Origin of the sequence: Eggerthella lenta DSM 2243, assembly GCF_000024265.1 — a bacterium.
GTDB lineage: Bacteria > Actinomycetota > Coriobacteriia > Coriobacteriales > Eggerthellaceae > Eggerthella > Eggerthella lenta.
Window position 1 is genome coordinate 315,666 of the sequence record NC_013204.1, and the last position, 25,503, is coordinate 341,168.

The 25,503-nt window shown below is 64.8% G+C and carries 24 protein-coding genes; 22 read left to right on the forward strand and 2 right to left on the reverse strand.

Annotation, left to right across the window (positions count from 1 at the left end; all coding sequences use genetic code 11):
- Window positions 1–6: 6 nt before the first annotated feature.
- The 7 genes from phnG (at window position 7) to ELEN_RS01215 (ending at window position 6,920) form a co-directional block, all read left to right on the forward strand.
- Complete coding sequence (gene phnG / locus ELEN_RS01185) at window positions 7–450, forward strand: phosphonate C-P lyase system protein PhnG (RefSeq protein ID WP_015759888.1); 444 nt, start codon at window positions 7–9, stop codon at window positions 448–450.
- Window positions 447–1,460, forward strand: coding sequence for a phosphonate C-P lyase system protein PhnH (phnH, locus tag ELEN_RS01190; RefSeq protein ID WP_009607955.1), 1,014 nt, complete (start codon window positions 447–449; stop codon window positions 1,458–1,460). The genes phnG and phnH overlap by 4 nt, the downstream gene beginning before the upstream one ends.
- The gene (locus tag ELEN_RS01195; RefSeq protein ID WP_015759889.1) at window positions 1,461–2,843 is read left to right on the forward strand and encodes a carbon-phosphorus lyase complex subunit PhnI; all 1,383 of its coding nucleotides are present in this window, start codon (window positions 1,461–1,463) and stop codon (window positions 2,841–2,843) included.
- Window positions 2,827–3,834: an alpha-D-ribose 1-methylphosphonate 5-phosphate C-P-lyase PhnJ gene (locus ELEN_RS01200; RefSeq protein WP_009608036.1), complete on the forward strand. Its 1,008-nt coding sequence runs from the start codon at window positions 2,827–2,829 to the stop codon at window positions 3,832–3,834. The genes ELEN_RS01195 and ELEN_RS01200 overlap by 17 nt, the downstream gene beginning before the upstream one ends.
- Window positions 3,827–4,687: an ATP-binding cassette domain-containing protein gene (locus ELEN_RS01205; RefSeq protein ID WP_009607953.1), complete on the forward strand. Its 861-nt coding sequence runs from the start codon at window positions 3,827–3,829 to the stop codon at window positions 4,685–4,687. Before ELEN_RS01200 ends, ELEN_RS01205 begins: the two co-directional genes overlap by 8 nt.
- A gap of 174 nt (window positions 4,688–4,861) precedes the next feature.
- A complete protein-coding gene (locus ELEN_RS01210) occupies window positions 4,862–6,220 on the forward strand; it encodes an alpha-D-ribose 1-methylphosphonate 5-triphosphate diphosphatase (protein WP_015759890.1) in 1,359 nt (452 codons plus the stop codon).
- Between the two features lies 1 nt (window position 6,221).
- The gene (locus ELEN_RS01215) at window positions 6,222–6,920 is read left to right on the forward strand and encodes a phosphonate C-P lyase system protein PhnL (RefSeq protein WP_009305809.1); all 699 of its coding nucleotides are present in this window, start codon (window positions 6,222–6,224) and stop codon (window positions 6,918–6,920) included.
- 74 nt (window positions 6,921–6,994) lie between these two features.
- Here ELEN_RS01215 and ELEN_RS16100 read toward each other — a convergent pair whose 3' ends face one another.
- Window positions 6,995–7,180 (reverse strand): hypothetical protein, encoded by a 186-nt coding sequence (locus ELEN_RS16100; protein ID WP_057385197.1) that lies wholly within the window; start codon window positions 7,178–7,180, stop codon window positions 6,995–6,997.
- 104 nt (window positions 7,181–7,284) lie between these two features.
- On the opposite strand from ELEN_RS16100, the gene phnPP reads away from it, so the two are divergent.
- The 8 genes from phnPP to ELEN_RS01255 all read left to right on the forward strand — a co-directional run bounded on the left by phnPP (window position 7,285) and on the right by ELEN_RS01255 (window position 16,908).
- A complete protein-coding gene (gene phnPP, locus ELEN_RS01220) occupies window positions 7,285–8,073 on the forward strand; it encodes a phosphoribosyl 1,2-cyclic phosphate 1,2-diphosphodiesterase (protein ID WP_015759891.1) in 789 nt (262 codons plus the stop codon).
- 332 nt (window positions 8,074–8,405) lie between these two features.
- Complete coding sequence (locus ELEN_RS01225; RefSeq protein WP_015759892.1) at window positions 8,406–9,539, forward strand: SLC13 family permease; 1,134 nt, start codon at window positions 8,406–8,408, stop codon at window positions 9,537–9,539.
- Window positions 9,540–9,728: 189 nt separating this feature from the next.
- Window positions 9,729–10,532, forward strand: coding sequence for an ABC transporter substrate-binding protein (locus ELEN_RS01230; protein ID WP_015759893.1), 804 nt, complete (start codon window positions 9,729–9,731; stop codon window positions 10,530–10,532).
- Window positions 10,533–10,550: 18 nt separating this feature from the next.
- Window positions 10,551–11,927: an amino acid ABC transporter permease gene (locus ELEN_RS01235; protein ID WP_229040977.1), complete on the forward strand. Its 1,377-nt coding sequence runs from the start codon at window positions 10,551–10,553 to the stop codon at window positions 11,925–11,927.
- Window positions 11,928–11,939: 12 nt separating this feature from the next.
- Window positions 11,940–12,710, forward strand: a complete 771-nt coding sequence (locus ELEN_RS01240) for an amino acid ABC transporter ATP-binding protein (protein ID WP_009608041.1) — start codon at window positions 11,940–11,942, stop codon at window positions 12,708–12,710.
- A gap of 564 nt (window positions 12,711–13,274) precedes the next feature.
- Window positions 13,275–14,744, forward strand: a complete 1,470-nt coding sequence (locus ELEN_RS01245) for a cytochrome ubiquinol oxidase subunit I (protein ID WP_009608109.1) — start codon at window positions 13,275–13,277, stop codon at window positions 14,742–14,744.
- 2 nt (window positions 14,745–14,746) lie between these two features.
- Window positions 14,747–15,784, forward strand: coding sequence for a cytochrome d ubiquinol oxidase subunit II (cydB, locus tag ELEN_RS01250; protein ID WP_009305816.1), 1,038 nt, complete (start codon window positions 14,747–14,749; stop codon window positions 15,782–15,784).
- A gap of 104 nt (window positions 15,785–15,888) precedes the next feature.
- On the forward strand, window positions 15,889–16,908 hold the full coding sequence (locus ELEN_RS01255; RefSeq protein ID WP_015759894.1) for a DUF4190 domain-containing protein: 1,020 nt from the start codon (window positions 15,889–15,891) through the stop codon (window positions 16,906–16,908).
- A gap of 119 nt (window positions 16,909–17,027) precedes the next feature.
- Here ELEN_RS01255 and ELEN_RS01260 read toward each other — a convergent pair whose 3' ends face one another.
- Entirely contained in the window at window positions 17,028–17,471 is a 444-nt protein-coding gene (locus tag ELEN_RS01260; protein ID WP_009607949.1) for a GatB/YqeY domain-containing protein, read from the reverse strand.
- Between the two features lie 318 nt (window positions 17,472–17,789).
- On the opposite strand from ELEN_RS01260, the gene ELEN_RS01265 reads away from it, so the two are divergent.
- From ELEN_RS01265 to ELEN_RS01295, 7 genes are all read left to right on the forward strand, one after another.
- Window positions 17,790–18,278, forward strand: coding sequence for a PH domain-containing protein (locus ELEN_RS01265; protein ID WP_009305819.1), 489 nt, complete (start codon window positions 17,790–17,792; stop codon window positions 18,276–18,278).
- A 128-nt stretch (window positions 18,279–18,406) separates the two neighbouring features.
- Window positions 18,407–20,137 (forward strand): PH domain-containing protein, encoded by a 1,731-nt coding sequence (locus tag ELEN_RS01270; protein ID WP_226844235.1) that lies wholly within the window; start codon window positions 18,407–18,409, stop codon window positions 20,135–20,137.
- Between the two features lie 85 nt (window positions 20,138–20,222).
- On the forward strand, window positions 20,223–20,987 hold the full coding sequence (gene trhA / locus ELEN_RS01275; protein ID WP_009305821.1) for a PAQR family membrane homeostasis protein TrhA: 765 nt from the start codon (window positions 20,223–20,225) through the stop codon (window positions 20,985–20,987).
- A 135-nt stretch (window positions 20,988–21,122) separates the two neighbouring features.
- Entirely contained in the window at window positions 21,123–22,463 is a 1,341-nt protein-coding gene (locus ELEN_RS01280; protein WP_009305822.1) for a hemolysin family protein, read from the forward strand.
- Window positions 22,460–23,500 carry a PspC domain-containing protein gene (locus ELEN_RS01285; protein ID WP_009607976.1) on the forward strand — a complete coding sequence of 347 codons (1,041 nt, stop codon included), beginning with the start codon at window positions 22,460–22,462 and terminating at the stop codon, window positions 23,498–23,500. The genes ELEN_RS01280 and ELEN_RS01285 overlap by 4 nt, the downstream gene beginning before the upstream one ends.
- A 281-nt stretch (window positions 23,501–23,781) precedes the next feature.
- Window positions 23,782–24,597, forward strand: a complete 816-nt coding sequence (locus ELEN_RS01290) for a hypothetical protein (RefSeq protein ID WP_009608045.1) — start codon at window positions 23,782–23,784, stop codon at window positions 24,595–24,597.
- A gap of 238 nt (window positions 24,598–24,835) precedes the next feature.
- On the forward strand, window positions 24,836–25,495 hold the full coding sequence (locus ELEN_RS01295) for a potassium channel family protein (protein WP_009305825.1): 660 nt from the start codon (window positions 24,836–24,838) through the stop codon (window positions 25,493–25,495).
- Window positions 25,496–25,503: the final 8 nt, after the last annotated feature.

Genomic DNA, 25,503 nt, shown 5'->3' on the forward strand with positions numbered 1-25,503 from the left:
GTTTTGTTGAAACGGTATGAGCGTACTCGTGCTTTGGTGGAGGGCGATCCGGCGTTGGCTCGGGCCATCGTGTGCGAGGTGGAGCGCGATGGGTCGCAGGGCGCCGTCGCGGTGCTCGACGAGCCGCGCGAGGAGCTGGTGATGGTGCAGGCGCGCGAGACGGCGCAGGGAAGCCTGTTCTTTCTGGGCGAGGCGCTGATGACGTCGTGCCGCGTGCGCGTGGGCGACGCCGTGGGCCTGGGCCTCGTGCTGGGCAGCGATCGGTGCCGCGCTTACGAGCTTGCCGTGGTGGACGCGGTGTTCTCCGGCGCGGCGGGCGACGCGTGGGCTTCCCGCTGGGACGCTTCCCTGCGCGCCGAGCTGGCGCGCGTCGAAGCGCGCGACCAGCGCGAGGCGCGTCGCACCGCGGCGACGAAGGTTGATTTCTCTACGATGAAGGTGGAAGCATGACGATACGAGAAGACGCTGACCTGCATCGCGCCCAGCGGGCGTTCCGCTGCGTGCTCGATGCGTTCGCGCATCCGGGAACCGTGCACCGGTTGGCGCCGGCGCCCGAGAACCCGGCGAGCCCCGTTGCGCTCGACGCGTCGTTGGAGCTGGTGGTGCGCCTGTTCGTGGACCAGGCGGTGACGTTCTGCGTGGCCGATTCCGAGTCCGACGCCGTGGCTGCGTACCTTACGAGCGAGACGCACGCGCGTCGGGTGTCCCTGCGCGATGCCGACTTCGTGGTGGTGCCCGCGCGCGCCGACGCGCAGACGGTGTACGAGGCGGTGGCGGAGGCATGCCGCGGCACGCTGGTGTCGCCCGAGAAGGGGGCGACCGTGCTCGTGGGTTGCGCCCGTTTGGCCGACGCGCCCGAAAGCGGCGAGGTTTCCCAGCCGGCCGTGCACGTGGTGGCGCTGCAGGGCCCGGGCGTGGAACGCGAGAACCGCTTCGCCGTCGATCGCGTGGACTGGCTGCGCGCCCGCGACGCGCGCGGCGACGAGTTCCCTTGCGGCATCGAAATCGTGCTGGTGGATCCGGAAGGCCGCATCGTCGCCGTGCCGCGTAGCTCGAGCGCGCGACGCCTCGCCGACCCCGCAACCGGGTTCGGCGCCGACCCCGCGTCTGACCTCGCGCCCGACGCTGCAACCAACCCAGCGCCCGGCCTCGATCCCTCGACCGATCCCGCATCGATGTTTCACGTGAAACAATCGACTCAATGTAGTGCGACAAAAGAACAAATGTTTCACGTGAAACATTCCGAGCCCGTGCCCGCCATGCCCGGCGCGTCGGGTGCTTCCCCGCGCGCGGAGATCTCCGTAGGGGCGGGCTGCTGCCCGCCCGCGGGCGCCCAGCAGGGCGCCCCTACGCAGTCTCCCGACAACGCAACGCCCGCGGCGCCCGTCGCAGCCGTCGCGCCCGCAATGCCCGCAGCGCCCGCCGCAACCGCCGCATCCGCTGCGAAGGGGGTGCGCTAGATGGGATACGTTGCCGTGCGCGGTGGCGGGAAAGCCATCGAGGAAAGCCTCAAGCTGCTGGAATACCAGCGCGTTAGCGCGTCGTCCGCCTGGGGCACCGACGAGATCGAGGGCACGTTTCCCGAACTGGTCGACCAGGTGATGGGCGAGGCCTCGCTCTATGCGCCGCGTCTGGCTGCGCTGGCGCTCAAACAGGCGCAGGGCTCGCCCGACGAGGCCGTGTTCCTGCTGCGCGCGTTCCGCTCCACGCTGGAGCGCCCCTACGTGTCGCGTCCGGTGGACACGGGCGCCATGCGCGTGAACCGCCGCGTGTCGGCCGCGTTCAAGGACGTGCCCGGCGGCCAGGTGCTGGGTGCCACGCGCGACTACAGCCACCGTCTGCTGGCGTTCGACCTGGAAACCGAGGGCGCCGAAGAGCTGGCCGAGAAGCGCGCCGAACTGGCCGCCCACTTCGAGAAGGTCGCCGAGGCCCTCGAGGCCGCGCCCGACGTTGCGCCCGCCGCTTCCCCGTGCGCGGAGATCCCCGTAGGGGCGGGCTGCTGCCCGCCTGCGGGCGCCCAGCAGGGCACCCCTACGAAGTCTCCCGACACCGCCGTGCCCGGCGCGCCCCAAACTCCCGCCACCCTTCCGCGCGTGCTGGACTACCTGCGCGCCCAAGGCCTGCTCGCGCACGTCGAAGCCGACGACGCGCCGCCGGTGGACGCCACCATGGCGCCGCTCTCGTTCCCGGCACCGCGCTCCGTGCGATTGCAGACGCTCGCGCGCGGCATGACGCAGGCCGTCGAGGCGCTGGGGTACGCCGCCATCCGCGGCTTCGGCCCTGCGCATCCCACGGTGGGCGAGCTTCGCTCCGGTCGCGTGGCCGTGGCCGTTGACCATCCGCTTGAGGCGGGCGGCGAGCAAGACGCCTACTACCTGGGTTCCGTCCCGGTGACCGAGGTGGAAAGCGTGTTCGAGAGCGAGGGCGAAAGCGATGCCGACGGCGGCACGGCGACGGCCACACGCTCCGATGGCGGCGGCCTGTCGCTGGCCATCGGCTACGGCCTGGTGTTCGGCCGCGCCGAGACGAAGGCCATCGCCATGAGCGTGCTCGACCACTGCCTGGAGCGCGGCGACAAACGGTTCCCCACCGAGGACGAGGAGTTCGTGCTGTACCACGTGGACGGCGTGGAGGCCACCGGCTTCATCTCGCACCTCAAGCTGCCCCACTATGTCACGTTCCAGTCGAAGCTGTCCAGCGTGCGCGGCACGCGTGACGAGCACAGCGAATGCGGCGAATGCGACCCGCACGGCACGCGCGTCGCGCACGACCCGCAAAGTACGCGCGACCCGCACGATCAACCCGCCGAGTCGAAGGAGGCCCGCGATGCAGCAGCGCTATAACTACGCGTTCTTCGACGAGGCGTCGAAGCGCGAGATCCGCCGCGCCCTGGTCAAAGGCGTGTCCATTCCCGGTTACCAGGTGCCCTTCGCCTCGCGCGAGATGCCCATCGGGCGCGGTTGGGGCACGGGCGGCCTGCAGATCACGTTGGCCATCATCGGTCCCGACGACACCCTCAAGGTGATCGACCAGGGCTCCGACGACAGCGTGAACGCCGTCAATATCAAGAAGCTGGTCGTCGACACCACCGACGTGGAGGTGACCGACGCCACCGAGGACGCCACGCTCATCCAGTCGCGCCACCGCATTCCCGAGCATCCGCTGGACGACGGTCAGATCCTCGTGCTGCAGGTGCCCACGCCCGAGCCGCTGCGCAGCTTCGAGCCCAGCGAGGCCGCCACGAAGCGCCTCCACGCCGAAGCCGACTACACCGGCGCGTGGCTGGAACTGTTCGACCAGATCGTGCGCTTCGATGCCACCACCACCGGCGCCGACCATCCTGTGCAGGTGTTCGGCCGCTACGTGATGGCGCCGTCGCCCATCCCGCGCTTCGACAACCTGAAGCTGAACCAGGCGCGCCACCTCACGCTGTTGGGGGCGGGCCGCGAGAAGAAGATCTACGCCGTGCCGCCCTTCACCGATGTCAAGCCGCTCGATTTCGAGGACTACCCGTTCGCGGTGGAAACCTTCGAGGGAAAGCGCTGCCGCCTGTGCGGCGCCGAGGGCGTCTACCTGGACGAGCTGGTGGACGAAGCCACCGGCGAAACCTACTACCAATGCAACGACACGAACTATTGTGCTTCGTCGGCTTGCCAGCCGACGAAGCCGGTCGACGCTGCGGCGGCTTCTGGCACCGAATCTTGCGGCTCCAAGGCCTCCTTACGTGCAGCAGCACGCTTCGTCGGCCTTTCCCCGCAATCTTCGGCACCAGAAGCCCCCTCGCTGACTCTACGAACGACCGGCAATTCTCGGAAAGGAACTTCCCATGCTTGATGCGCAACGATTCGGCGTCGACGAGGAGCCGTGCCTGTCGGTGCGCCACCTGTCGAAGCGCTTCGGCGCGGGCTGCCCGCACTGCCTTGCTCCCGCGGCGCAGCTGGAACGCAACGTATGCCCGCGTTGCGGCACGGTGCACGCCGTGCGCGACGTCAGCCTGGACGTGTTCCCGGCCGAGATCGTCGGCATCGTGGGCGAGTCGGGAAGCGGTAAGTCGTCGCTGATGAAGTGTCTGTTCTTCGACGAAGAGGCCACCGAGGGCGACGTGCGCGCCCGTCCCTTCGACGGCGGCGCGGCGAACCTGCTGCAGCTGTCGCCCCAGCATCAGCGCGCCATCCGCAACACGGTGTTCGGCATGGTGTACCAGAACCCCTACCTGGGGCTGCGCATGGATTTCTCCAGCCTGTCGAACATCGCCGAGCAGATGATCGCCGCCGGCAACCGCAACGTGGGCGCCATGCGCGTTCGCGGGGAGGAGCTGCTCGCGCGCGTGAACATCCCGCTGTCGCGCGAGGCCGAGCCGCCGCGCAACTTCTCCGGCGGCATGCAGCAGCGCGTCCAGATAGCCAAGGCGCTGTCGAACAACCCTCCCATCCTGCTGCTCGACGAGGTGACCACGGGCCTCGACCTCTCCGTGCAAGCCGCCGTGCTCGACCTCATCCAGCAGATCAGGCGCGACTTCAACGTCAGCATGCTGGTGGTCAGCCACGACCTGGGCGTCATCCGCATGCTGGCCGACCGCACGCTGGTCATGCTGGACGGCCGCGTCATCGAAAGCGGCCTGACCGACCAGATCCTGGAAGACCCCCAACACGCATACACCCAACAGCTCGTCTACTCCTTGCTCTGACGAGCAAGGAGTACGCCGACGCTGCGGGTTCTTCCGGTGTCCGATCTTGGCGCTCCAAGCCCTCGTCGCGTACCAAAGTACGCTTCCTCGGTCTTTCACGCCAATCTCGGGCACCGGAAGAACCCTCGCTGACTTACTACGCCAATATGTGACCCTTTGAAAGGAACCTGCACCATGGACACTGATTCTTGCATCATCCGCGGCGGCACGGTGGTGTGCGCCGACCGCGTGCTTCCCGACTGCGACGTCGTGGTCATCGACGGGCGCATCGCCGCCATCGAGCCGGTGGGCGCGTCCGACTTCGACGCGCAGCCCGATGCCACGATGGGCGTGCTGCCCGTGGTGGACGCGCGCGGCGCGTACGTGGCGCCCGGCCTCATCGACATCCACTCGGACTACGTGGAGAACGTGGCCTCGCCGCGCCCCAGCGTGGTCATGGACCTGTCCACGTCGCTGTACAAGGCCGACCGCGAGCTGGTGTCGCACGGCGTGACCACCATCTTCCACTCGCTGTCGGTGTACGGCGCGCACGTGTTCGACCACAAGCCCATCCGCGATTTCGGCAACGTGAGCGCCCTCATCGACCGCGTGGCCGCCCTGCGCGCGGGCGAGGAGCGCGACCACCTCATCCGCCACCGCCTGCACATGCGCGTGGAGCTGGACTCGGTGGATTTGTACGACGACATCGAGAGCTTCCTGCGCTCGGGCAAGGTGGACCTCGTGTCGTTCATGGACCACACGCCGGGGCAGGGCCAGTACCGCGACCTGCTGGTGTTCGGCGACACGCTGAAGGGCTACCGCGACGTCAGCGACGAGGACGTGCGCGACATCGTGCGTCAGCAGCAGGAGAGCCAGAAGCTCACGTACGCCCAGATCACAGCACTGGCGGCCGTGGCGCGCGAGCGCGGCGTGTCCATCGCCTCGCACGACGACGACAGCGAGGACAAGCTGGCGTTCATGGACGGCCTCGAGGCCACTATCTCCGAGTTCCCCATCTCGCTGGACATCGCGCGGGCGGCGCGGGCGCGCGGCATGCACACCATCGCAGGCGCGCCGAACGTGATGTTGGGCCACAGCCACTCGGGCAACCTCAGCGCGCGCGAGGCCGTGCAGGCCGGCGCCATCGACGTGCTGTGCAGCGACTACTACCCGGCGGCGCTGCTGGACGCGGTGTTCACGCTGCGCGATCAGTGCGGGCTCGACATCGCGAAAGCGTTCGCGCTGGTCACTATCAACCCGGCGAAGGCCGCGGGCATCGCCGACGAGGTGGGCTCCATCGCGGTGGGCAAGCGCGCCGACGTGCTGCTGGTGCGCGAGATCTCCTGCGGCGAAGGCGAAGGCTCGGGCGAGCACCCGGGCGCAAGGCCGGACGGTCGCGTCGCGCGCACGATGCCCGTGGTCACGCGCGCGTTCGTGGGCGGCCGCTCGGTGTTCCGCTCGCACTATCCCGACCAGCCGCTCGGCTACGGGCGCGACACCGAGCAGCTCGTCTCGCTCGACCAGCTGACCCGCCCTCTGGCCAAGGCGGTGTAGCATGGCGCTCCTCCGAATCGACGGCCTGTCCAAAACCTTCCTGCTCCATCGCGTGAACCGGCGCGTGCAAGGGTGCCAGGACATCGACTTCGCCATCGAACCGGGCCAGTTCGTGGGCATCACGGGGCGCAGCGGCAGCGGCAAGTCCACCATCCTGCGCTGCATCTGGCGCACAAACCTGCCCGAGCGCGGCCGCATTCTGTACGACTCGCAGCGCTTCGGCATGCTGGACCTGGCCCAGGCCACGCAGCGCCAGATGCTGTACCTGCGCGCCTACGAGCTGGGCTACGTCTCCCAGTTCCTCAACGCCCTGCCGCGCCAAACCGCCTACGACATCGTGCTGAAAAGCGCGTTGGAAGCGTACGGCGCCGACGAGCGCTCCCGCGCCGAAGAGGAGACCGAGCGCATGCTGCGCCACTTCGATCTGGACGAAGGCCTGTGGGAGCTGTACCCCCGCACGTTCTCGGGCGGCGAGAAGCTGCGCCTCAACATCGCCGCCGCCATGATCAAGCGCCCGCGCCTGCTGCTGCTCGACGAGCCCACGGCCTCGCTCGACAACGCGTCGAAGCTCAAGGTGCGCTCCCTCATCGAGCAGCTGAAAGCCGAAGGCACCACGATGCTCGGCATCTTCCACGACCTCGAATTCATGGAAGGCTTGTGCGATCATGAGTTCAACATGCAGGAGGGGATGATGGCGTGACGAGGATGCATCGCCCGTGCCCGACGCCGTGCGGTCGCGAGCAGGAAAGGGTGGCGCGCAAGAGAACGGATGTTTCACGTGAAGCATCCGGAGGCGGCGAAGGAGCCCCTTGCGGCGACGACCTTCGTGGCGGCGGCGCCTTGCGCGGTCGCGCAACGTCGTCCCAATGGCAAAAAGCATTCGAATTCGGAATCTCGAGCTGTCTTTTCGCGGCGCAGGAAAGCGGAGCGCTGGCAAAACGCCTGGTCGTGGAAAACCATGCCCCGACTTCTCGCATAGTCCAACCCTATGAGGCGGGCACGCCTTCCGAATTCGATGCTTTTTTGCCATTCCGAGCCGTATTCCGTACCGCGAAAGGGGTATTGTGATCGAAGATCTTCACGTGCATTCGACGATGTCCGATGGATCGGACACGTTCGAGCAGGTGCTCGAACAGGCGGCGCAGCGAGGCGTCGAGCGCCTGGCGTTCACGAACCACGACACCACTGCCGGGCTGACCGCCGCTCGCGAGCTGGGCGAGCGCCTGGGCGTGCAGGTGGTGGGCGGCATCGAGGTGAGCGCCTACGACTTCGAGCGCGGCCGCAAGGTGCACATCCTGGGGCTGGGCGTCGAGGAGGGCGCGCCCGCGCTGGCCGCCCTGTGCGGGTCCACGCTTGAGCGCCGTCACGCGAACTCGCTGTGGCAGCTGGACCGGTTGGTGGAAGCGGGCTACGAGGTGGACGTAGAGCGCGCGCTTGAGCTGGGCCGCGCGTCAACGTGCCTGTACAAGCAGCACCTCATGGCCGCGCTCACCAGCGAGCCGTACCCCAGCGCCGCCTACCGCACGCTGTATCGCAGCCTGTTCAAGAACGGCGGCATCTGCGACCGCGACATCGACTACGTGGACGCGCGCGACGCCGTGCGGGTCGTCGTGGAGGACGGCGGGCTGGCGGTGCTCGCGCATCCCGGCCAGCTTGACAGCTACGATCTGCTTCCCGACCTGGTGGAATGCGGTCTCGGCGGCATCGAGCGCTTCCATCCCGACCACACCTTGGCAGATCACGCTCGCTGCGCCGAGCTTGCCGTTCGCTACCGTCTCGTCTGCACGGGCGGTTCCGATTACCACGGGAAGTTCGGCAGGGTTCCCCACGTGGGGTTTCGCGTTCCGGCGTAGATTGCGCGAACCTTCCGGAGCGCTAGGGCGCGTGCCGTTGCGTGCGCAGGCCCGCCGAATCGGCCTGGGAGGCCGCGTTGCGCACCGACCGCTCCGTCCCCGCGATCGCCCGCTCCGCATCGACGCGGCCGCGCCCTGCGCCCCGCGATCGCGACCTCGTACGGGCGGGGGTTCGCGCGCTTTGGCGGTTGTACGCCGTCCGTCGACGCGCTACACTGGTCGCCATGACGCGCGACCCCTCATCGACTTCGCCGAACGCCCCTGATCCGAGGGGCGTTTTTTCGCGCGCCCGCATCGCTTCGGCCTGCCTGCGCTTCTCGCGGACCCACGCGGTGCTGCTCGTGTCGGCGCTCGCCGCGGCGGCCACCATGCTGGTCGTGCCGCCCGACGCCTCCTATCTGGGCTACTTCGATCTTAAAACGCTCGCTTGCCTGTTCGGCATCCTCGCGCTTGTCGGTGCGCTGCGCAACGCGGGCGTGTTCGAAGCAACGGCTCGCGCGATGGTGGCGCGTTTCTCCACCTGCCGCGCGGCCGTCGCGGCCATCGTGGGCATCACGCTGGTGCTGTCGATGATCGCCACGAACGACATGGCTCTCATCATGATGCTGCCCCTCTGTGCGGCGACTTTGCTCAAAGCGGGGTGGGAACGCGCGCTTCCCTTCGCGTTCATCATGCAGAGCCTGGCGGCGAATCTCGGCGGCATGATCGTGCCGTTCGGAAACCCGCAGAACCTCTACCTGTTCGAGCGGTTCGACATCCCGCTGACGGACTTCCTTGCTACCATGGCGTTGCCCTTTGCCGTGTCGGTGCTGCTCATCGGCCTGAGCTGCGCCCTGTTCGCGAAGCCGACGCCCCGCGCTTCCGAAGGGCGGCCTGCGGAGGGGCGGCACCTCGCGCGATCCGACGTCGCCCCTGTCGACCGTCGTCGCGCCATCGCGTTCGGCGCGCTGCTTCTGGTGGTCATCGCCTCGGTGTTTCGCCTGGTTCCGTATCCGGTTTCGCTCGTCGCCGTGGTAGCCGGCTTGCTCGTGCTCGACCGTCGCGCCCTGCGCTCGGTGGACTTCGGGCTGCTGCTCACCTTCGTCTGCTTCTTCGTGTTCGCGGGCAATATGGCGCGCATCCCCTCGGTCGAAGCGGTGTTGTCCCAGGCGATGGCCGATAACGCGCTGCTGGCCAGCGCGGCCGCCAGCCAGATCGTCAGCAACGTGCCGGCCGCGGTGTTGCTGTCGCATTTCACCGACAGCTATCAGGCGCTGCTCGTGGGCGTGAACATCGGCGGCGCGGGCACGCTGGTGGCATCGCTGGCCAGCCTCATCACGTTCAACCAGTATCGTGCCGTGCGTGCTGCGCTCGGGCGCCGTCCCGAATTGGCGCGCCAAACGGCGAGCGGCTTCGTCGCGCGCTTCACGGCTTTCAATTTCGCGTTTCTCGCGGTGCTGTATGCTGTGTGCGCCGTATGCGGATAGCCGCTCCATCGCTCTAGCGCGCTAAACCGCACGGCCCTCCGAAACGACCGCTCGGGGGCCATCACGCTCAACTAACCCTTCTCTTGGCGCTTAGACCTTTGATAAAGAGCGTCCGGGGCCGTATAGTAGTGCGACTGCATCATACTTATAGTGTTCGAGAAAAGCGGATGCAGTGGAAAGGGGAGGAACATGAATATCAAGAAATGGGGCGCGCTCGTCGCCGCAGGCGCGTTGGCCGCGTCGCTCGCGCTGTTCGGCTGCTCGTCCGGAGATCAGGGAACCACTACCAGCAGCACCAGCGGGAACGATGCGGGCTACACGTTGGTCAACGACGGCAAGCTGACGGTGGCGGCGTCGCTCGACTTCCCGCCGTTCGAGAATCTCAACGGCGACAAGCCCGAAGGCTTCGCGGTGGACCTCATGACCTTGCTGGCGGAAGAGATGGGTCTCGAGTGCGAGTATCTGCCGTCCACCAAGTTCGACACCATCGTGCCGCTCATCCAGACCGGCGGCAAGGCTGACGTCGGCGTGTCTTCGTTCACCATCACCGACAAGCGCCTGCAGCAGGTGGATTTCACCGATCCGTACTGCAACGTGAACCAGAGCATCACCGTGCGCAGCGATTCGGGCATCACCGACGTCGCCCAGCTTGAGGGCAAGAAGATCGGAGCCCAAAGCGGCACGACCGGCTACGAGTGGGCTGCCGAGAATATCAAAGATGCCGAGGTTACCGGTTACGACGAGATGACGGCTGTGTTCGCCGCGCTCGACTCCGGCCAGATCGATGCCGTGTCCGTGGACTTGCCGGTGGCGAACTACTACGTGAGGTCGTACTCGGACTGCCAGGTGATCAAGGAGATTCCCACGGGCGAGCAGTATGCCGTCACAGTGAGCAAGGAGAACCCCGAGCTCACGAAGGCGCTGAACAAAGCGCTGCAGGCCGTGCATGACAACGGCAAGTACGACGAACTTGCCGCCAAGTGGCTTCAGTAAATCAACCAGCGTGACATCATGAGTATCGTTCGATGCACGCGGATGCACCTGGCAAGTGCCGCAGCGCTTTTGGCCGCTGCGGCACTTGCCGTGCTGTTCGCGTTTCCGCTGAGCGCTCAGGCGATGGAGGTTGAGCGATGGACTGCCCAGCCCAACGACGACGCGCTCGAAAAGGTCATGGGCGCCACGCCCACGCGCGTCACGTGGCAAGGGCAGACCGCCGAAGACGAATCGCTGTCGGCGTTGGCTATCGATCTGCCCGAGGGCTCGTCCGTCGACGCCGAGAACGTCAAGGTTACCGTCATGAACGGTCTCGATCGCCTCGACGTCGCCTCGAAGGTGCAGGTTGACGGCGGATCGCTGGTCACGGTGACGTTCCCCGAGGCCACGCCTGCCGGCTCTCTTGTCATGGTGGAGTGCAACCGCACGCTTTTGCCGGGCGATGGGGGAACCTTCGGCCTGACGGGAAGCTATACCACGGCGGACGGGCAGACGCTCGACATGCCTGCCACCGACAAGACGTTCGACGTGGTCAGCACGTCTCCGGCCGAGCAATTGTCCACCTGGCTCGGCATGCAGGATTGGGTGAAGGCGTGGAACTCCAACAAGTTCCTCCACCTGTTCTTCGACCCCAGCATCATCGTCACCTCGGTGCCGGTGGTGTTCAGCGGATGGCTTATCGCCATCGCGCTCGTCATCGTCAGCTTTCCGCTGGCCATTCCCATCGGCCTTCTGTGGTCGTTCATGCGCATGGCGAAAAGCCGTGTCCCGCGCGCTCTGGGCGCTACGTACATCAACATCGTGCGCGGTACGCCGCTGTTTCTGCAGATATACATCGCGTTTTTCGGTTTGCCGCTGCTCGGCATTAAAATGGATCTGTTCGTGTTGGGCGCAATCGTCCTCGTGCTGAACTCCAGCGCGTACCTGGCGGAGATATTCCGCGCGGGCATTCAGTCCATCAACGGCGGCCAGTTCGAAGCTGCGCGCTCCTTGGGCATGAATGGCGCGCAGACGATGTTCTACGTTATCATCCCGCAGACCGTGCGGCGCGTGATCCCCACGATGACGAGTGAGTTCATCCTCATGTACAAGGACACGTCGCTGTTGGCCGCCGTAGGCGTCATGGAGATCATGATGTACGCGAAAACCATCACGGCCGCTACGGGCAACGTGACGCCGTACATCGTGGCCGCCGGCTTCTACCTTATCGTGACCATTCCCATGACGAAGCTCATCAACTCGATGGAGCAGCGCATGGCGGGCGGCCGCAAGAAGCGTAAGAAGGGCGTGACCATCACGTCGGAAGAGGCCGTGCTGCCCGACTCCGATGCGGCCGTGTCCAAGAGCCTGCGCATGTCCGAGACGCTGGCCGGCTCCAACCATATCAGCCATTAAGGAGGTGCGGATATGAGCGAAGAAAGCACAAATGCAGCTGACGTGCGCGTCGGCGAGCCGGTGGTCCGCATCGAGGGGCTGCGCAAATCGTTCGGCGACAACGTGGTGCTGCGCGGGATCGACCTTGAGGTGCAACGCGGCGAAGTGGTGGTCATCCTGGGTCCGTCGGGTTCGGGCAAGTCGACGCTGCTGCGCTGCGTGAACTTGCTGGAAACGCCCACGGACGGGCGCATCTTCTTCGAAGACACCGAGATCACCGCGAAGAAGACCGACATCAACAAGGTGCGCGCCAAAGTGGGCATGGTGTTCCAGAACTTCAACCTGTTCCCGCACCTCACGGCCAAGAAGAACGTGATGCTGGCGCAGCAGAAGGTGCTGCATCGCGCCAAGGAGGAGGCCGAGAAGGTCGCCGTCGAGCAGCTGACCCGCGTGGGCCTGGCCGACCGCGTGGACTACAAGCCCTCCGAGCTGTCGGGCGGCCAGCAGCAGCGCGTGGCCATCGCCCGCGCGCTTGCCATGGACCCGCACGTCATGCTGTTCGACGAGGCCACCAGCGCGCTGGACCCCGAACTCGTGCGCGACGTGCTGGGCGTCATGAAAGGCCTGGCGAAGGGCGGCATGACCATGATCGTGGTCACCCACGAGATGGGCTTCGCCCGCGACGTGGCCGACCGCGTCATCTTCATGGACGGCGGCTTCATCGTGGAGCAGGGCACGCCCGAAGAGGTGTTCGACCACCCCAAGTCCGATCGGACGAAAGACTTCCTGGGCCACATCTCATAGTTCCCGCCGCGCCCCGCCCCAGCGGGGCGCGCCCACATCCAAGCGACCGGCGCTCCGCTCAGGATGACGGCTTGCCATGGGCGACAGTCTATCCGTACAGATGTTTCACGTGAAACATCTTCGTCGGCACTTCATAGCCCCGCCGCGCCCCGCCGACCAACCGACCCGGCGGGGCGCGGCGGGGGTCTGCGTTGCACAGTTTTGCACGATATGTTGCGTCTCAAGCGCTTTCGGACGCCCTCGCGCTCCTCCGGGCGCACTTCTCGCGAGCGTTTTACCAGGTCGCGCGAAATCGGGGTTCGAGCGGTTCGGGTCGAACGCAGCATATCGCGCAAAACTGTGCAACGCGGACCCCGCACCCCCTCCCCCTCGCCCGCCCCCCTCCCGCCGGCCAACCCCCGCCGGCTAGCCCCCGCTCGCACCCTCCCCGCCGGCTAGCCCCCGCTTCGCTCCCCGTCAATTCGTCCAAAAATGTTATTCGTCCAATAACATTTTTTCTACAAATGATGGTATAATGCGCCCCATAGACATCTGTCGGTACAGACGAGAGTAAGGGGGTGTGCGATGGATATCTTCTCCGATCCTGTGCTTCTGGCGCGTTTGCAGTTCGCTTGCACGGCGGCGTATCACTTCATTTTCGTGCCGTTGACCATCGGTTTGGGACTTATCCTTGCCATCAACGAAACACGGTACTACCGTTCCCGCGACCCGAAGGACGCGGCTGCCACCAAGTTCTGGGTGAAGATCTTCACCGCGACGTTCGTGTTAGGCTTGGCCACGGGCATCACGATGGAGTTCTCCTTCGGAACGAACTGGGCGGATTACTCGAGGTTCGTCGGCGACATCTTCGGTGCGCCGCTGGCCGCCGAGGCGCTGCTCGCGTTCTTCCTGGAGTCCACGTTCTTGGGCGTGCTGCTGTTCGGGCGCAAGCGCGTGTCGCCGAAGTTCTACATGGTGTCGGCCTGGCTCGTGTGGTTCGGCTCGGCTCTGTCGGCCCTGTGGATCCTCATCGCGAACTCGTGGATGCAGACCCCGGCCGGCGCGGAGCTGTCCGCCGACGGCTCGAAGGCCGTCATCACCGACTTCCTGACCGCGGCGATGAACCCGTCGGTATGGCCGCGCTACTCGCACACCATCGTGGCCGTGCTCATCATGGGCGCGTTCGTGGCCATGGCCGTTTCCGCGTGGTACCTCATCAAGAACCGCCACAAGGAATTCGCCATGAAGACGATGAAGCTGGGCGCCGTGGTGGGCATCGTGGTCAGCTGCGTCATGCTGGTCACGGCTCATTCCTCCGCCGTCACCGTCGCCGAGGAGCAGCCCACGAAGCTTGCCATGATGGAGGGCATGTACGACTCCGAGGTGCCTCCTCTGTACGCGTTCGGGTGGGTTGACGAGGAGAACCAGAAGGTCATCACCCCGTTCTCCATCCCGGGTGGCACGAGCTTCCTTGCAACCGGCACCTGGGACACCGAGTACGAGGGCCTCAACCAGCTGGCCGCTTCCGCCGAGTACGGTGCTCTCGATCCCGAAACCGCGCCGGTGAACTTCGTGTTCCAGACGTACCACCTCATGGTTGCCATGTACGGCCTCATCATGCTCACCGTTATCCTGGCGCTCGTATTCACGCTGCGCGGCGGCAAGATCCAGAACATGAAGTGGTTGCAGCGCCTGGTGCTCATCTCGCCGGTGTTCCCGCTCATCGCCATTCAGGCGGGCTGGTTCACGGCCGAAGTCGGCCGCCAGCCGTGGGTGGTGTACCCGTCCGCAACCAGCCCCGAAGGCGTCAGCCTGCTCACGAACGAGGGCGTCTCGCAGTCGGTGTCCGCTCCCGAGCTGGTGATCACGATGGTGCTGTTCCTGGTGGTGTACGCGTTCCTCATGGTCGCGTGGGCTCGCACGATGGGTCGCTTCATCAAGGAAGGGCCGGTTGCAGAGCATGAGCCTGCGTTGGAGGGCGCCGCTGCGGGCAAGACCCCGAAGGGCAAAGCAGCCCCCTCGTTCGGCGACGACCTCGCGAAGGAAGGTGAGTAGTCATGGAAATCACGTTCTTCCAGGGGCTTTGGTTCCTCCTGATCTTCGTGTTGATCGCCGGCTATTTCGTGCTCGACGGTTTCGACCTGGGCGCGGGCGTGCTGTACCCCTTCGTGGCGAAGGGCGATGAAGAAAAGGCCGTTGTGCGCACGAGCATCGGCCCGGTGTGGGACGGCAACGAGGTGTGGCTGCTCACCGCAGGCGGCGCGCTGTTCGCGGCGTTCCCGGCGGCATACGCCACCACGTTCTCCGGGTTCTATCTGGCGGTCATGCTGGTGCTGTTCGGCCTGATCGTGCGTGCTGTTTCGCTGGAATACCGCGGCATCGACCACAAGTGGGCGAAGGTGTGGGACGGCTGCTTCTTCGTGGGCTCGCTGCTGCCGGCGCTGCTGCTGGGCGTTGCCGTGGGCAACATCTACGCGGGCATCCCCATGAGCGCCAACGGCGACTACACGGGCATTCCGCTGCTGGGCCTCATCACCCCGTTCACGCTGCTGTGCGGCCTGCTGGGCCTGTCGATGTTCCTGGCGCAAGGGGCGTCCTGGCTGGCGCTCAAGGCGCCGAAGCCTAGCGACCTGCAGGCGCGCGCCGCGAAGCTGCGCTTCCCGCTGCAGATCGTGTCGCTGGTGCTGTTCGTCGCGGTGACCGCCTATGCTCTGCTGGGCATTCAGCCGGCAATGGATCCCCTGCTGGGAGCGGTTCGCTGGTTGCTGGCCGCCCTGTTCGTGGTTGCCATCGTCGCCTCCGTGTTCTTCGCGAAGAGCAAGGACTGCGACCTGGGCGCCTTCATCGCCCAGTCGGGCGCGGCGGCGCTGCTGGTGCTGCTGCTGGCCGCTTCGATGTTCCCGAACTTCGTGGTTGCTTCGGCCGATAGCGTCGGCCCGGCCATCACGGCCATGAGCGCCGCGTCGTCCGAGCTCACGTTGATGTGGATGACCATCATCACGTGCGTGGGCCTGCCGCTGGTGCTGGTCTATCACGTCATCATCTACCGCACGTTCCGCGGTCGTGTGAAGGAAGAGGATCTGGCGCACTACTAGAGCGGATGCCGTTCCTTGCATAGAAGCGAACTGCCAGGAGCCGTCGGAAATCCGACGGCTCCTTTGCTATACTGTCGGAAACCGCACCTGAAAGGGGATTTTCCATGGATGAGCAGACCGCGCCGCAGCCGCCCGTACCGCCGCAGCCGCCCGTACCGCCCACCGTTTCCGCGCCGCCCGGTTCTCCGGCGCAACCGACGCAGCCGATGCCGCAGTCCGCGCAAGCGCCCGGATCCGCGCCTTACGGTCAGCAGCCGGGCCAGCCCTTCGGCCAGCAGCCTGCAGGCTACTATCAACCGGTTCCTCCGCAATCCAACGGCAAGGCCGTCGGCGCTCTCGTGTGCGGCATTCTGGCCATCTTGTTCTCGGCTTCTATTCTGTTCGGAATCGCGCTGGGTATCGTCGCCATCGTGCTGGCCGGCCAAGCCGTTAAGCAGGCGGGCAGGGACGGTAAGGCGACCGGTGGCAAGGTGTGCGGCATCGTCGGCATCGTGCTTTCGGTGCTGGCGTTCGTCTTGTACGTGGTTATCGGGGTTGGCGTGCTCGCCTTCGTGGTCGGTGCGTCCGACGAATACGATCGCACGTACTCGTTGGAAAGTTCCGACCTGTCGTCCATCACGCAGGGCGACCAGCAGATGGAAGCGGCGGCGTCTGAGAAGCTCGACCTGCTGAAGAGCAAGGATGCTGTGCTTATGCGGAAGATCGCCGACCAAGCCGACGAGCAGCTGGCCGACGCGACGGGATACAGCCTCACCGACTTGGGCATCGACCCCTTGACGTTCGTCGAGTGGATGCTGGTCGACTTCGACTATAAGCTCGACGGCGCCTACGATAACGGCGACGGCACGGGCACCGTGTATGCCGATGTGACGCTGCGCGATTCTATGGCCTTCGCCACCACGTTCATGGAAGACGCGCAAGCCGCCATCGACGCCGGCGACTTGCAGTCCCTCGACGAGGCCGGCGCGAAGGTGCTTCTCGGCGAGCTCTACCAGGCTGCAATGGACAAGACCACCGCCATGACCACGGATTACGTAAGCTTGGAGGTGGTCAAGAACGGCGATTCCTGGCAGGTTGACGAAGACTCCTGGGGCGACGAGCTAGATTACCTTTTCGGCCTATAAAGAATCGATTCGGCTTCACGGTTTCCGCCGTGCCCCGTATCGCACGGGGCACGGCAGTCGTCGCAACGAAAGAAGGCGCGCATCATGCGCGCCTTCTTGCTTGATGCGGGGGAGGGGAGCTAGGCCAGCTTCTGGCCCAGCTCCTTGGCGGCGGCCGCCTTGTCGAAGTTGCCGCCGGTCTTCTGGGTGAGGGCGCCCATGACGCGACCCATGTCCTTCTTGGAGGACGCGCCCGTCTCGGTCAGCACCTCGTCGATGAGCGCGGCCAGCTCGTCGCCCGACACCTGCTTGGGCAGGTAGCTTTCCAGGATGGCCACCTGGGCGGTCAGGGTGTCGGTGCGTTCCTGATCGTTGCCGGCCTTGATGGAGCCGTCCAGCGTCTCCTTCGTCTGCTTGATCAGGCGCTTCAGCATGGCGTCCACGTCCGCGTCCGTGATGTCGCGGCGCTCGTTCACCTCGATGTTCTTGATCTCGCCGTGCACCTGGCGCAGGATGGACAACTTCGGCTTGTCCTTTGCTCTCATCGCATTTTTGATCTCGTCTTGCAGCTCGTCATAGCGCATGGGAACCTCGTTTCGCTCGCAGTTTGCTGTCCTGAGTATACTGCACCGTGAAACCCCGCCCAACCCAAACGGATGTTTCACGTGAAACATCCGGAATCGTTCGGCTCTGCGGTGCGTCGTGCTGGCATGCTTGCGCGAAAGCCGCCTTCCCAACGCCCGTCGATTCCGCGGCCGCGCCGAGAAGCCTGTTCCCGCGTAGCGCATCGCGTTAGACGATGCGCCGACGCTCTGCAATTCTGTGTTGATGCGGCTCCTGGTGACGTTGCGTCGCTCTGGTATGATGAAGCAAGCATATCGACATCGACCAGAAGGACTCGCATGAAAGACTTGCCGGCGCACCAACTCGATCCGAAGGTCAAAACGGTCTGGCGCATCAACGACGCCATTTGGCTTACCGTGGTATTCCTCTGCTGCTTCGTTCCATTCGCCATCGCTGCAATGGTGGATCCGGCGACGTGGATGTTCGTCGTCCTGGTCGCCGTCGCCGTTGCGTACGCAGCTTGCTTGATCGTGTGGTTGATCGTGCTGCCGCCCATCCGCTTCATGCGCTGGCGCTACGAGCTTTCCAGCGACTACCTCGATATCGCGAAGGGAATCGTGTGGCGCAAGCGTTTCGTCATCCCCTTCATCCGCGTGCAGAACACCGACACGCGCCAGGGTCCCATCTTACGTGCGTTCGGCCTGTCCAGCGTGACGGTGGCCACGGCGGCCGGCGAGCATGAGATCCCCGGCCTCGGCGCCGACGTCGCCGAGCAGCTGCGCGATCGCGCGGCCGAGCTTGCGCGCCTGGCCCAGGAGGACGTGTGATGACGGACTATCGCCAACCGCCCCAACCTCCGCAGCCCCAGCCTCGGCCCGCTGCGCCCCAACCCCAGCCTGCTGCGCCGCAGCCTGAAGGGCCGCGGGGGAGCCATGTCCATCATAGCTATATCTGGTTGGGCAGTCTGCGCACGGCGTTCATGCTGCTGGCCATCGTGGTCTTCTCCTCGTTCTCGGCTATCATCGGCGCCATCTCCGAGGGCGAAGCCATCACGCGCGGCGACATCCCCATGCTTTTCATCGTCATCGGATCCGTGATCGCCGGTATCGTCGTGCTGGTGGCGCTTGTGGCGGTCTACCAGGTGATCTCGTACAAGCATCTGTACTACGAGCTAGGGCCCGAGGAATTCAACCTGTATTCGGGCATACTCAACAAGAAGCGCGTGCATGTGCCCTACCAGCGCATCCAGTCCGTCGACCAGCACGCCACGCTCATCCAGCGCATCTTCGGCGTGTGCAGCGTCAGCATCGACACGGCGGGCGGCGCGGCGAACAAGGCCGTCATCGTGCCGTATGTGCAGAAGACGCAAGCTGAGGAGCTGCGCCGCGAGCTGTTCGCGCGCAAGCAGTACGCCGTAGCCGTGCGCAACGGTGCCGCGCCCGATGCCGCCGTTGCGGCGATGGCCTCTGCAGCGGGCGTTCCCGCGCAAGCCTTGCACGAGGGCGCCAATGTGCTGGACGCTCCCGCCGAGATCTGGCAGGACGTGCGCGGCGTGTTCGGTGGCGCCGCGGTGGATACGGGCCGCGTGACCTACGAGTACGGCATGTCCAACAAGGAGCTCGTGTTCACCGGCCTGTCGAACAACACGGCGTTCTTCGTCGTGGTTGTCGGCATCGTCGGCGCCGTTTCCCAGTTCATGGGTCAGATGGCGCCCATCCTCTCCGGTTCGATGGAGCCGCTCGTTGGCAACGTTGTAGCCACGAGCGTTCGGCTGTTCGGGGGCAGCCTCATCGCCGCGGGCGTGGCGACCTTCCTCGCTGCGTCGCTCGTGTTGTGGCTGCTGTCTGCCATCGGCGCTTGCGTCTCGTACGGCGGCTTCCGCGCATGTCGCCGCGACAACCGCATCGAAGTCGAGCACGGCCTGCTGCAGCACCGCTTCCAGGGCGTCGACGTCGACCGCGTGCAGTCGGTGATGGTGAAGCAGAGCTTCATCCGCCGTCTGCTTGGCTACTGCGAGCTGTCGCTGGGCAAGATCGATGCGGCGGCTGAAAACTCCGACGACCAGCAGAAAGGCCTCAGCCAGCAAGGGCTCGTGATCCATCCCTTCGTGAAGATGTCCCGCGTGCCCGAGATTCTCGCGGGCATCGTTCCCGAGTTCGCCGACGTTCCCACCGAGAACATCCCGGTGGCGCCCGTGGGGCTGCGTCGCGCCCTCATCCGCCGATGCATCATCCAGGGGACGGGCTTCTGGTTGGCCGTCCTCGTGGCGGCAGGGCAGATCGCGGTGAACCTCCTGGCGGATCCGGCCGTGCCTGACGGAGCCATGACGTTGTTCTTCGTCAACAACGGCGCGCTGTTCGGCTATGCGCTTGCGGTCGTGCTGCTCGTTCTCGACGCGGTAGGAGCCGTGCTGTGGTTCCGTGGCTCGGGGTTTGCGTACAACGAGCGTTTCATGCAGGTGAGCAACGGCGGGTTCGCTCGCGAGACCATCAGCTTCCCGCGCAAAAAGATACAGTTCGGTTACACGAAGACGAATCCTTTTCAACGCAATGCCGGCACCGCTACGGTCAACGCGCGCACTGCAGCAGGGGTTGGAGGCACTACCATCAGGCTTATCGATGCCCGAGAGGATGATGCCCGTGCGTGGCTTGCTTGGCTCAAGCCCCACGGAAATGTGATACAGTAGCACCATGAACGCATCAACTACATCCGACGCCAAAGGCGCTCGAAGTACCGGCTCCGGCCGCAGTGCCGAGAGCCCTTCTTCGGTCGTGCCCGAAACAGAGCACCGGCCCGCTCCCGGTTGGACGCCTTCGCAATTCAAGCCGAACGACTACGCCAGCATGCACGCGCTGCGCAACGAGGTGTCGCATACGTCGGCCAGCGCCACGAACAAAGCTCGCGACATCCGCGAGTACACGCTGGGGGAGGAGATCGCGAACTCCGTCACCCATGGCTTGGGGGCGCTGTTGGCCATTGCGGCCATCCCCATCCTCGTGGTGCGCGCGCTCGACGACGGAGGCGGCATCTACCTGTTCGCCGCGCTCGTGTACACCCTCACGATGCTGCTGGAATATACCATGTCCACGCTGTACCATGCCATCGCGGTAGACCGTGCGAAGCGCGTGTTCAAGGTGCTCGACCATAGTTGCATCTACCTGTTCATCGCCGGATCCTACACCCCGTTCTGCCTGATCTCGCTTGCCGATTCCGGCGGCGTGTGGCTGTGCGCCTTCGTGTGGCTGGTTGCGTTGGCGGGCGTTGCCTGCGAGGCGTTCTGGGTGTTTCGTCCGCGCTGGGTGTCGGCCGTGCTGTATCTTCTCATGGGCTGGTGCGTCATCTGGTTCCTCCCTGCGCTCATCGAGGCCATCCCCGGGCCGGGCCTGTGGCTGCTCGTGGGCGGCGGCATCTGCTACTCCATCGGGTGCATCTTCTACGTGTTGAAGAAGGTGCCGTACATGCATTCCCTGTTCCATCTCTGGGTACTCGCCGGAAGCGTTCTGCAGTTTCTGGCCATCTTCTTGTACGTTATGTAAGCGGTCGCGTGCATAAGCGCGCGGGCATGACAGCCCCACGGATGCCGCGAGGACGCAGCGCGAAAGCGCCTCTCCGCGCGGCCAAAGCGCAGAGGTTGCGCATCGTCCGCTTGTCGAAGGAGTTGCAGAAGTACCATGGATATTTGGATTAGCATCGTCGTCACGTTCGTGCTGGTGCTGGTGAACGGCTATTTCTCGATGTCGGAGATGGCGTTGGTGAACGCGCGCCACGTACTGCTGCAGCACGATGCCGACGAGGGCGATAAAAGCGCCCAACGCGCGCTGGGTCTGGCCGCCGATTCGGGGCAGTTCCTGGCCACCATCCAGGTGGCCATCACGCTCGTCGGGTTCTTCGCCTCCGCGGCTGCCGCCACGAACCTCTCCGATCCGCTGGCGCAGTGGCTGTCCGGCTTCAACATCGGGTGGCTTTCCGTTATCGCGCCCGGTTTGGCCCCCGTGGTCATCACGCTCATCGTGTCATACCTCAGCATCGTGGTGGGCGAGCTGGTGCCGAAGCGCATCGCGCTGGCCGATGCCGAGCGCGTCAGCAAGATGGTGGCCGGACCGCTCATGGTGTTCCAGAAAATCGCTTCGCCTTTGGTGGCGTTGACCTCGGCGTCCGCGAACGGGCTGTCGCGCCTGTTCGGCATCAAGAACGCCGACGAGCGCCAGAACGTGTCCGAAGAAGAGATCAAGTACATGGTCACGGACAACGACGAGCTGCTCGAGGACGAGAAGCGCATGATCCACGACATCCTCGATTTGGGCGACATGACCGTGCACGAGATCATGACGCCGCGCGTGGACGTGATGTTCGCGGAAGACACCGACACGGTGCGCCAGACGGTGGAGCGCATGCGCGGCACGGGCTACTCGCGTCTGCCGGTGTATCACGAGGACATCGACCGCATCGTGGGCATCGTCCACTTCAAGGACCTCGTGGCGCCGCTCATGGACGGCAAGGAGCACGAGCCGGTGGCCGAGTACGCCTACGAGGCCATGTTCGTGCCCGAGACGAAGGATCTGTTCCCGCTGCTCGCCGAGATGCAAACGAATCGTCAACAGATGGCTATCGTCGTTGACGAGTACGGTGGCACCGATGGTTTAATTACCGTTGAGGACATCGTAGAGGAGGTCGTCGGCGAGATCGTGGACGAGACGGATCGAGAGAATCCGTTCATCGAGCAGGAAAGCGAGAACGTCTGGGTGGTCGACGGGCGATTCCCCGTCGAAGATGCCGCAGAGCTTGGATGGCCGGTGGAGGATTCGGCCGACTACGAGACCATCGCGGGCTGGCTCATGAGCATGCTCGACTCGGTGCCCCAGGTGGGCGAGGAACTTGCGTTCGACGGATACCGCTTCAAGATTCAGGCTATGCGCCGCCGTCGCATTTCGACGGTGCGCGTGGAACGACTGGACGATCCCTCCCCATCATGCGTGGACGCTGTCGAGGCGATCGACCGGGAGGAAGCGTGACGAGTGAAAAACGGCTGCTCCGTTCGCGAAAGGCGCTCATAGGCGGCGTCTGCGCGGGCGTGGCCGATTATTTCAACGTCGATCCTGTCATCGTCCGTATCATCATGGTGGTGTTCACCCTGGCCTCGGGCGGGCTGCTGGGCATCGCATACATCCTGCTGTGGATCGTGCTGCCGCTCGAACCGAAGGAGGAGGCGCCGCTCGACGTGCACCCCCAGTCGGTGCATTCCGAGACGTACGGGACGTTCGAATTCGGCGGCACCCCGCGCAAAACCGAGTCGGGGGCGCAAAATGCGCCCAATCCCGCGCAAGCGGCCGGTTGGCGCTATGCGCATCCCCCGTACGCCTCGGCCGCTCATGTGCCGCCCGAGCCCCCGGCAGGCGCATCGCGCGCCTCTGCCGCTGCGCCTGCCGATGCTTCTCGTTCGTATGCGCCTCCGGCGAGCCATTCGCATGAAGGGTGGATGCATGCCGCGCCGCAACAGCAGCCGCCGGCGAAGTCGTCGCGCTCGGGCGTGAAGGCTGCTCTGTTCGCGGGGTCGTTCCTGTTGTTTTTCGGCATGTCCGCTATGGTGGCGAGCATGGTCGAAGGCGTGGTGTGGTGGCAGTATTGGCCGCTTATCTTCGTTATCTTGGGCATCGTCGGTATGGTAGTCCCCGGCGAAGAGGGGCATCGCATGCGCCAGTTCGTGGACTCCCTTATCACGTTTTCCGCGGGAGTGGTGCTGGTGCTGATGAGCCTCGATGTCATCGGGTGGCGCTCCATCGAGTTCATGTTGGTGGGCCTATGGCCGCTGCTGCTTATTATGGTTGGGCTGCTGCTTCTGGGAGGCGCGCTCAAGTCGCCGCTGCTTACGTTGCTGGCAGGCTTGTGCTTCGTGGCGTTCTGCGTGGTGGGATTGCTGTGGTACTCGGTTCCGGGAGCGACGGAAGAGCTGGTTTTCTCGGCGCCGTACGGGCGCGAGTATCGTTTCGACATGCAGCCGTGGGAAAACATCGGTCTAAACGAGTCCGTTGTGATCTCGATAACCGAATGAGCGTGCTTGTCGCGTTACAGAGCACATAGTTCGTTCGCTTTTTCCCGTGTCCGCAACTAAGGCGAACCACCTGCTGAAATGCGCTTTCATTCACTGTCAAGCGAACAAATCGTGTAGGGCGTCTCCATAAAATTTTGCCCTCGGACCCCCTTGTCCGTTAAAATACGTTTTGTCACAACAGCATATCGCCCTTTCGGCAGCAAACCCTCACACAATTTACTACGCTGTCAACCGCTTCGGCGGCTGGGTCGTGTGCTGTTCAACGAAAGGTAACTGACGTTTTGGCTAAAAAGCGCTATATACAAAAGAAGTCGAACCTGGCTGCTAAAATTATCGCGGTCGGCTGCGCATCGTGCGTGCTGACCGGGTGCATCGGCTTCGGGTTCGCCTCTGCTGGAAGCGGCGCCGTGCACGATATCGATTCTTTCGGCATCGGCGGTGCGGACGCGAATGTCGCCATTGCCGATTCTGCCGACTTCGCCAACGTATCCGAGGGTTCCACCCGCGAGTCCACCGTGCTTACCAGTACCGCATCGCGCGACATCTCGCAAGGCATCGAAGCTATCGAAGCCGAGGAAGAAGCTGCTCGCATCGCCGCGGAGGAGGCCGCTCGTGCCGAGGAGGAGGCTCGTATCGCCGCCGCCGAGCAGGCGAAGGCCGAGCAGGAGGCCGCCGCTGCGCGCGATGCAGCCTCCGATGCCGTCGCCTCGCTTCCCGAAGTTGATTTCTCCGTGGGCAAAGAGGCTTTCGTTTCCGAGTGGACCTCCCGTATCAATGCATACTTGGCCGGCTCGCCCTTGGCGGGGCAGGGTGCCACGTTCGCCGAAGCTGCCTGGAGCAACGGCGTCGACCCGCGCTGGTCGCCTGCCATATCCAACACCGAAAGCTCCAAGGGCGCGCATTGCTTCCTGCCGTACAACGCATGGGGCTGGGGCGATAAGAGTTGGTCCAGCTGGGAAGAGGCTATCAACGCTCACGTAGCGGGCCTGGCAAACGGCTACGGCTACTCCATCACGTATGCGAACGCTGCCAAGTACTGTCCGCCTAATACGGATCATTGGTTCAAGGCGACTATCGGCCAAATGAAGATGATCTAAACGTTCCGCCGGCCACGAGCCGGCGGTTCCTTTTCCATCGTCGAATCCTTCTTCCGCATGCGTTCGAGACGATGGCCTTGCGGAATGTTTCACGTGAAACATTCGTTCCTAAGTGCCTGATTGCCACGTTACGCCTTTGTCGCCGTTCTATGGCGACGCTGGTCGTGCCCGCATCCATGCAGTATGCTAAGCGCAGCAAGAAATCGGCACCATGCGGGTGCCTGGTGAAAGGATCGGTATGAGCAACGTGATCGTCGTCGGCTGCGGCCGCGTCGGTTCCCAGCTGGCGAACATGCTGTCGGATAACGGCAACAACGTGTGCGTCATCGACAAGAACGTGAACGCGTTCGCGAACCTGGGGCGCAACTTCAACGGCTCCACGGTGCAGGGTGTGGGCTTCGACGAGGAAACCCTCGTCAAAGCCGGTGTCGAAGATTGCGACGTCATGGCCGCCGTCACCCAGTTCGACAACACGAACCTCATGTGCGCCGAAGTGGGCAGCCGTCTGTTCGGCGTGCCGCACGTCATCGCGCGCCTGTACAACCCCGATCACGAGCGCGCGTACATGCAGCTGGGCATCGACTACGTGTGCGGCACGTCGCTGGTGGCCGAGGACGTGTTCAGCAAGGTGGTGTCGGGCCACGGCGCCCATCTCGACACGTTCGGCGAGTTCGAGGTGCTGCGCTTCTCGCTGGACCTCAGCTCCACCGACAAGCGCACCATCCGCGTGGGCGAGCTGGAGCGCGATCACGACGTCCGCATCATCGCGTTCGAGCGCAGCGACGGCTCGGCCAGCTCTATTCCTACGCGCGACTCCATCCTCTACAACGGGGATTCGGTGCTCGCCTGCGTGCGCCATGAGCTGATCGAATCGTTCTCGCGCTATATCCAAGATTAAGGGAGACG

Bases quoted from the DNA above. Each gene is read 5' to 3' on its own strand.
- phnH (WP_009607955.1), top strand. From the start codon at position 447: ATGACGATACGAGAAGACGCTGACCTGCATCGCGCCCAGCGGGCGTTC.
- ELEN_RS01195 (WP_015759889.1), top strand. From the start codon at position 1,461: ATGGGATACGTTGCCGTGCGCGGTGGCGGGAAAGCCATCGAGGAAAGC.
- ELEN_RS01200 (WP_009608036.1), top strand. From the start codon at position 2,827: ATGCAGCAGCGCTATAACTACGCGTTCTTCGACGAGGCGTCGAAGCGC.
- ELEN_RS01205 (WP_009607953.1), top strand. From the start codon at position 3,827: ATGCTTGATGCGCAACGATTCGGCGTCGACGAGGAGCCGTGCCTGTCG.
- ELEN_RS01210 (WP_015759890.1), top strand. From the start codon at position 4,862: ATGGACACTGATTCTTGCATCATCCGCGGCGGCACGGTGGTGTGCGCC.
- ELEN_RS01215 (WP_009305809.1), top strand. From the start codon at position 6,222: ATGGCGCTCCTCCGAATCGACGGCCTGTCCAAAACCTTCCTGCTCCAT.
- ELEN_RS16100 (WP_057385197.1), bottom strand. From the start codon at position 7,180: ATGGTTTTCCACGACCAGGCGTTTTGCCAGCGCTCCGCTTTCCTGCGC.
- ELEN_RS01230 (WP_015759893.1), top strand. From the start codon at position 9,729: ATGAATATCAAGAAATGGGGCGCGCTCGTCGCCGCAGGCGCGTTGGCC.
- ELEN_RS01235 (WP_229040977.1), top strand. From the start codon at position 10,551: ATGAGTATCGTTCGATGCACGCGGATGCACCTGGCAAGTGCCGCAGCG.
- ELEN_RS01240 (WP_009608041.1), top strand. From the start codon at position 11,940: ATGAGCGAAGAAAGCACAAATGCAGCTGACGTGCGCGTCGGCGAGCCG.
- ELEN_RS01245 (WP_009608109.1), top strand. From the start codon at position 13,275: ATGGATATCTTCTCCGATCCTGTGCTTCTGGCGCGTTTGCAGTTCGCT.
- cydB (WP_009305816.1), top strand. From the start codon at position 14,747: ATGGAAATCACGTTCTTCCAGGGGCTTTGGTTCCTCCTGATCTTCGTG.
- ELEN_RS01255 (WP_015759894.1), top strand. From the start codon at position 15,889: ATGGATGAGCAGACCGCGCCGCAGCCGCCCGTACCGCCGCAGCCGCCC.
- ELEN_RS01260 (WP_009607949.1), bottom strand. From the start codon at position 17,471: ATGCGCTATGACGAGCTGCAAGACGAGATCAAAAATGCGATGAGAGCA.
- ELEN_RS01265 (WP_009305819.1), top strand. From the start codon at position 17,790: ATGAAAGACTTGCCGGCGCACCAACTCGATCCGAAGGTCAAAACGGTC.
- ELEN_RS01280 (WP_009305822.1), top strand. From the start codon at position 21,123: ATGGATATTTGGATTAGCATCGTCGTCACGTTCGTGCTGGTGCTGGTG.
- ELEN_RS01295 (WP_009305825.1), top strand. From the start codon at position 24,836: ATGAGCAACGTGATCGTCGTCGGCTGCGGCCGCGTCGGTTCCCAGCTG.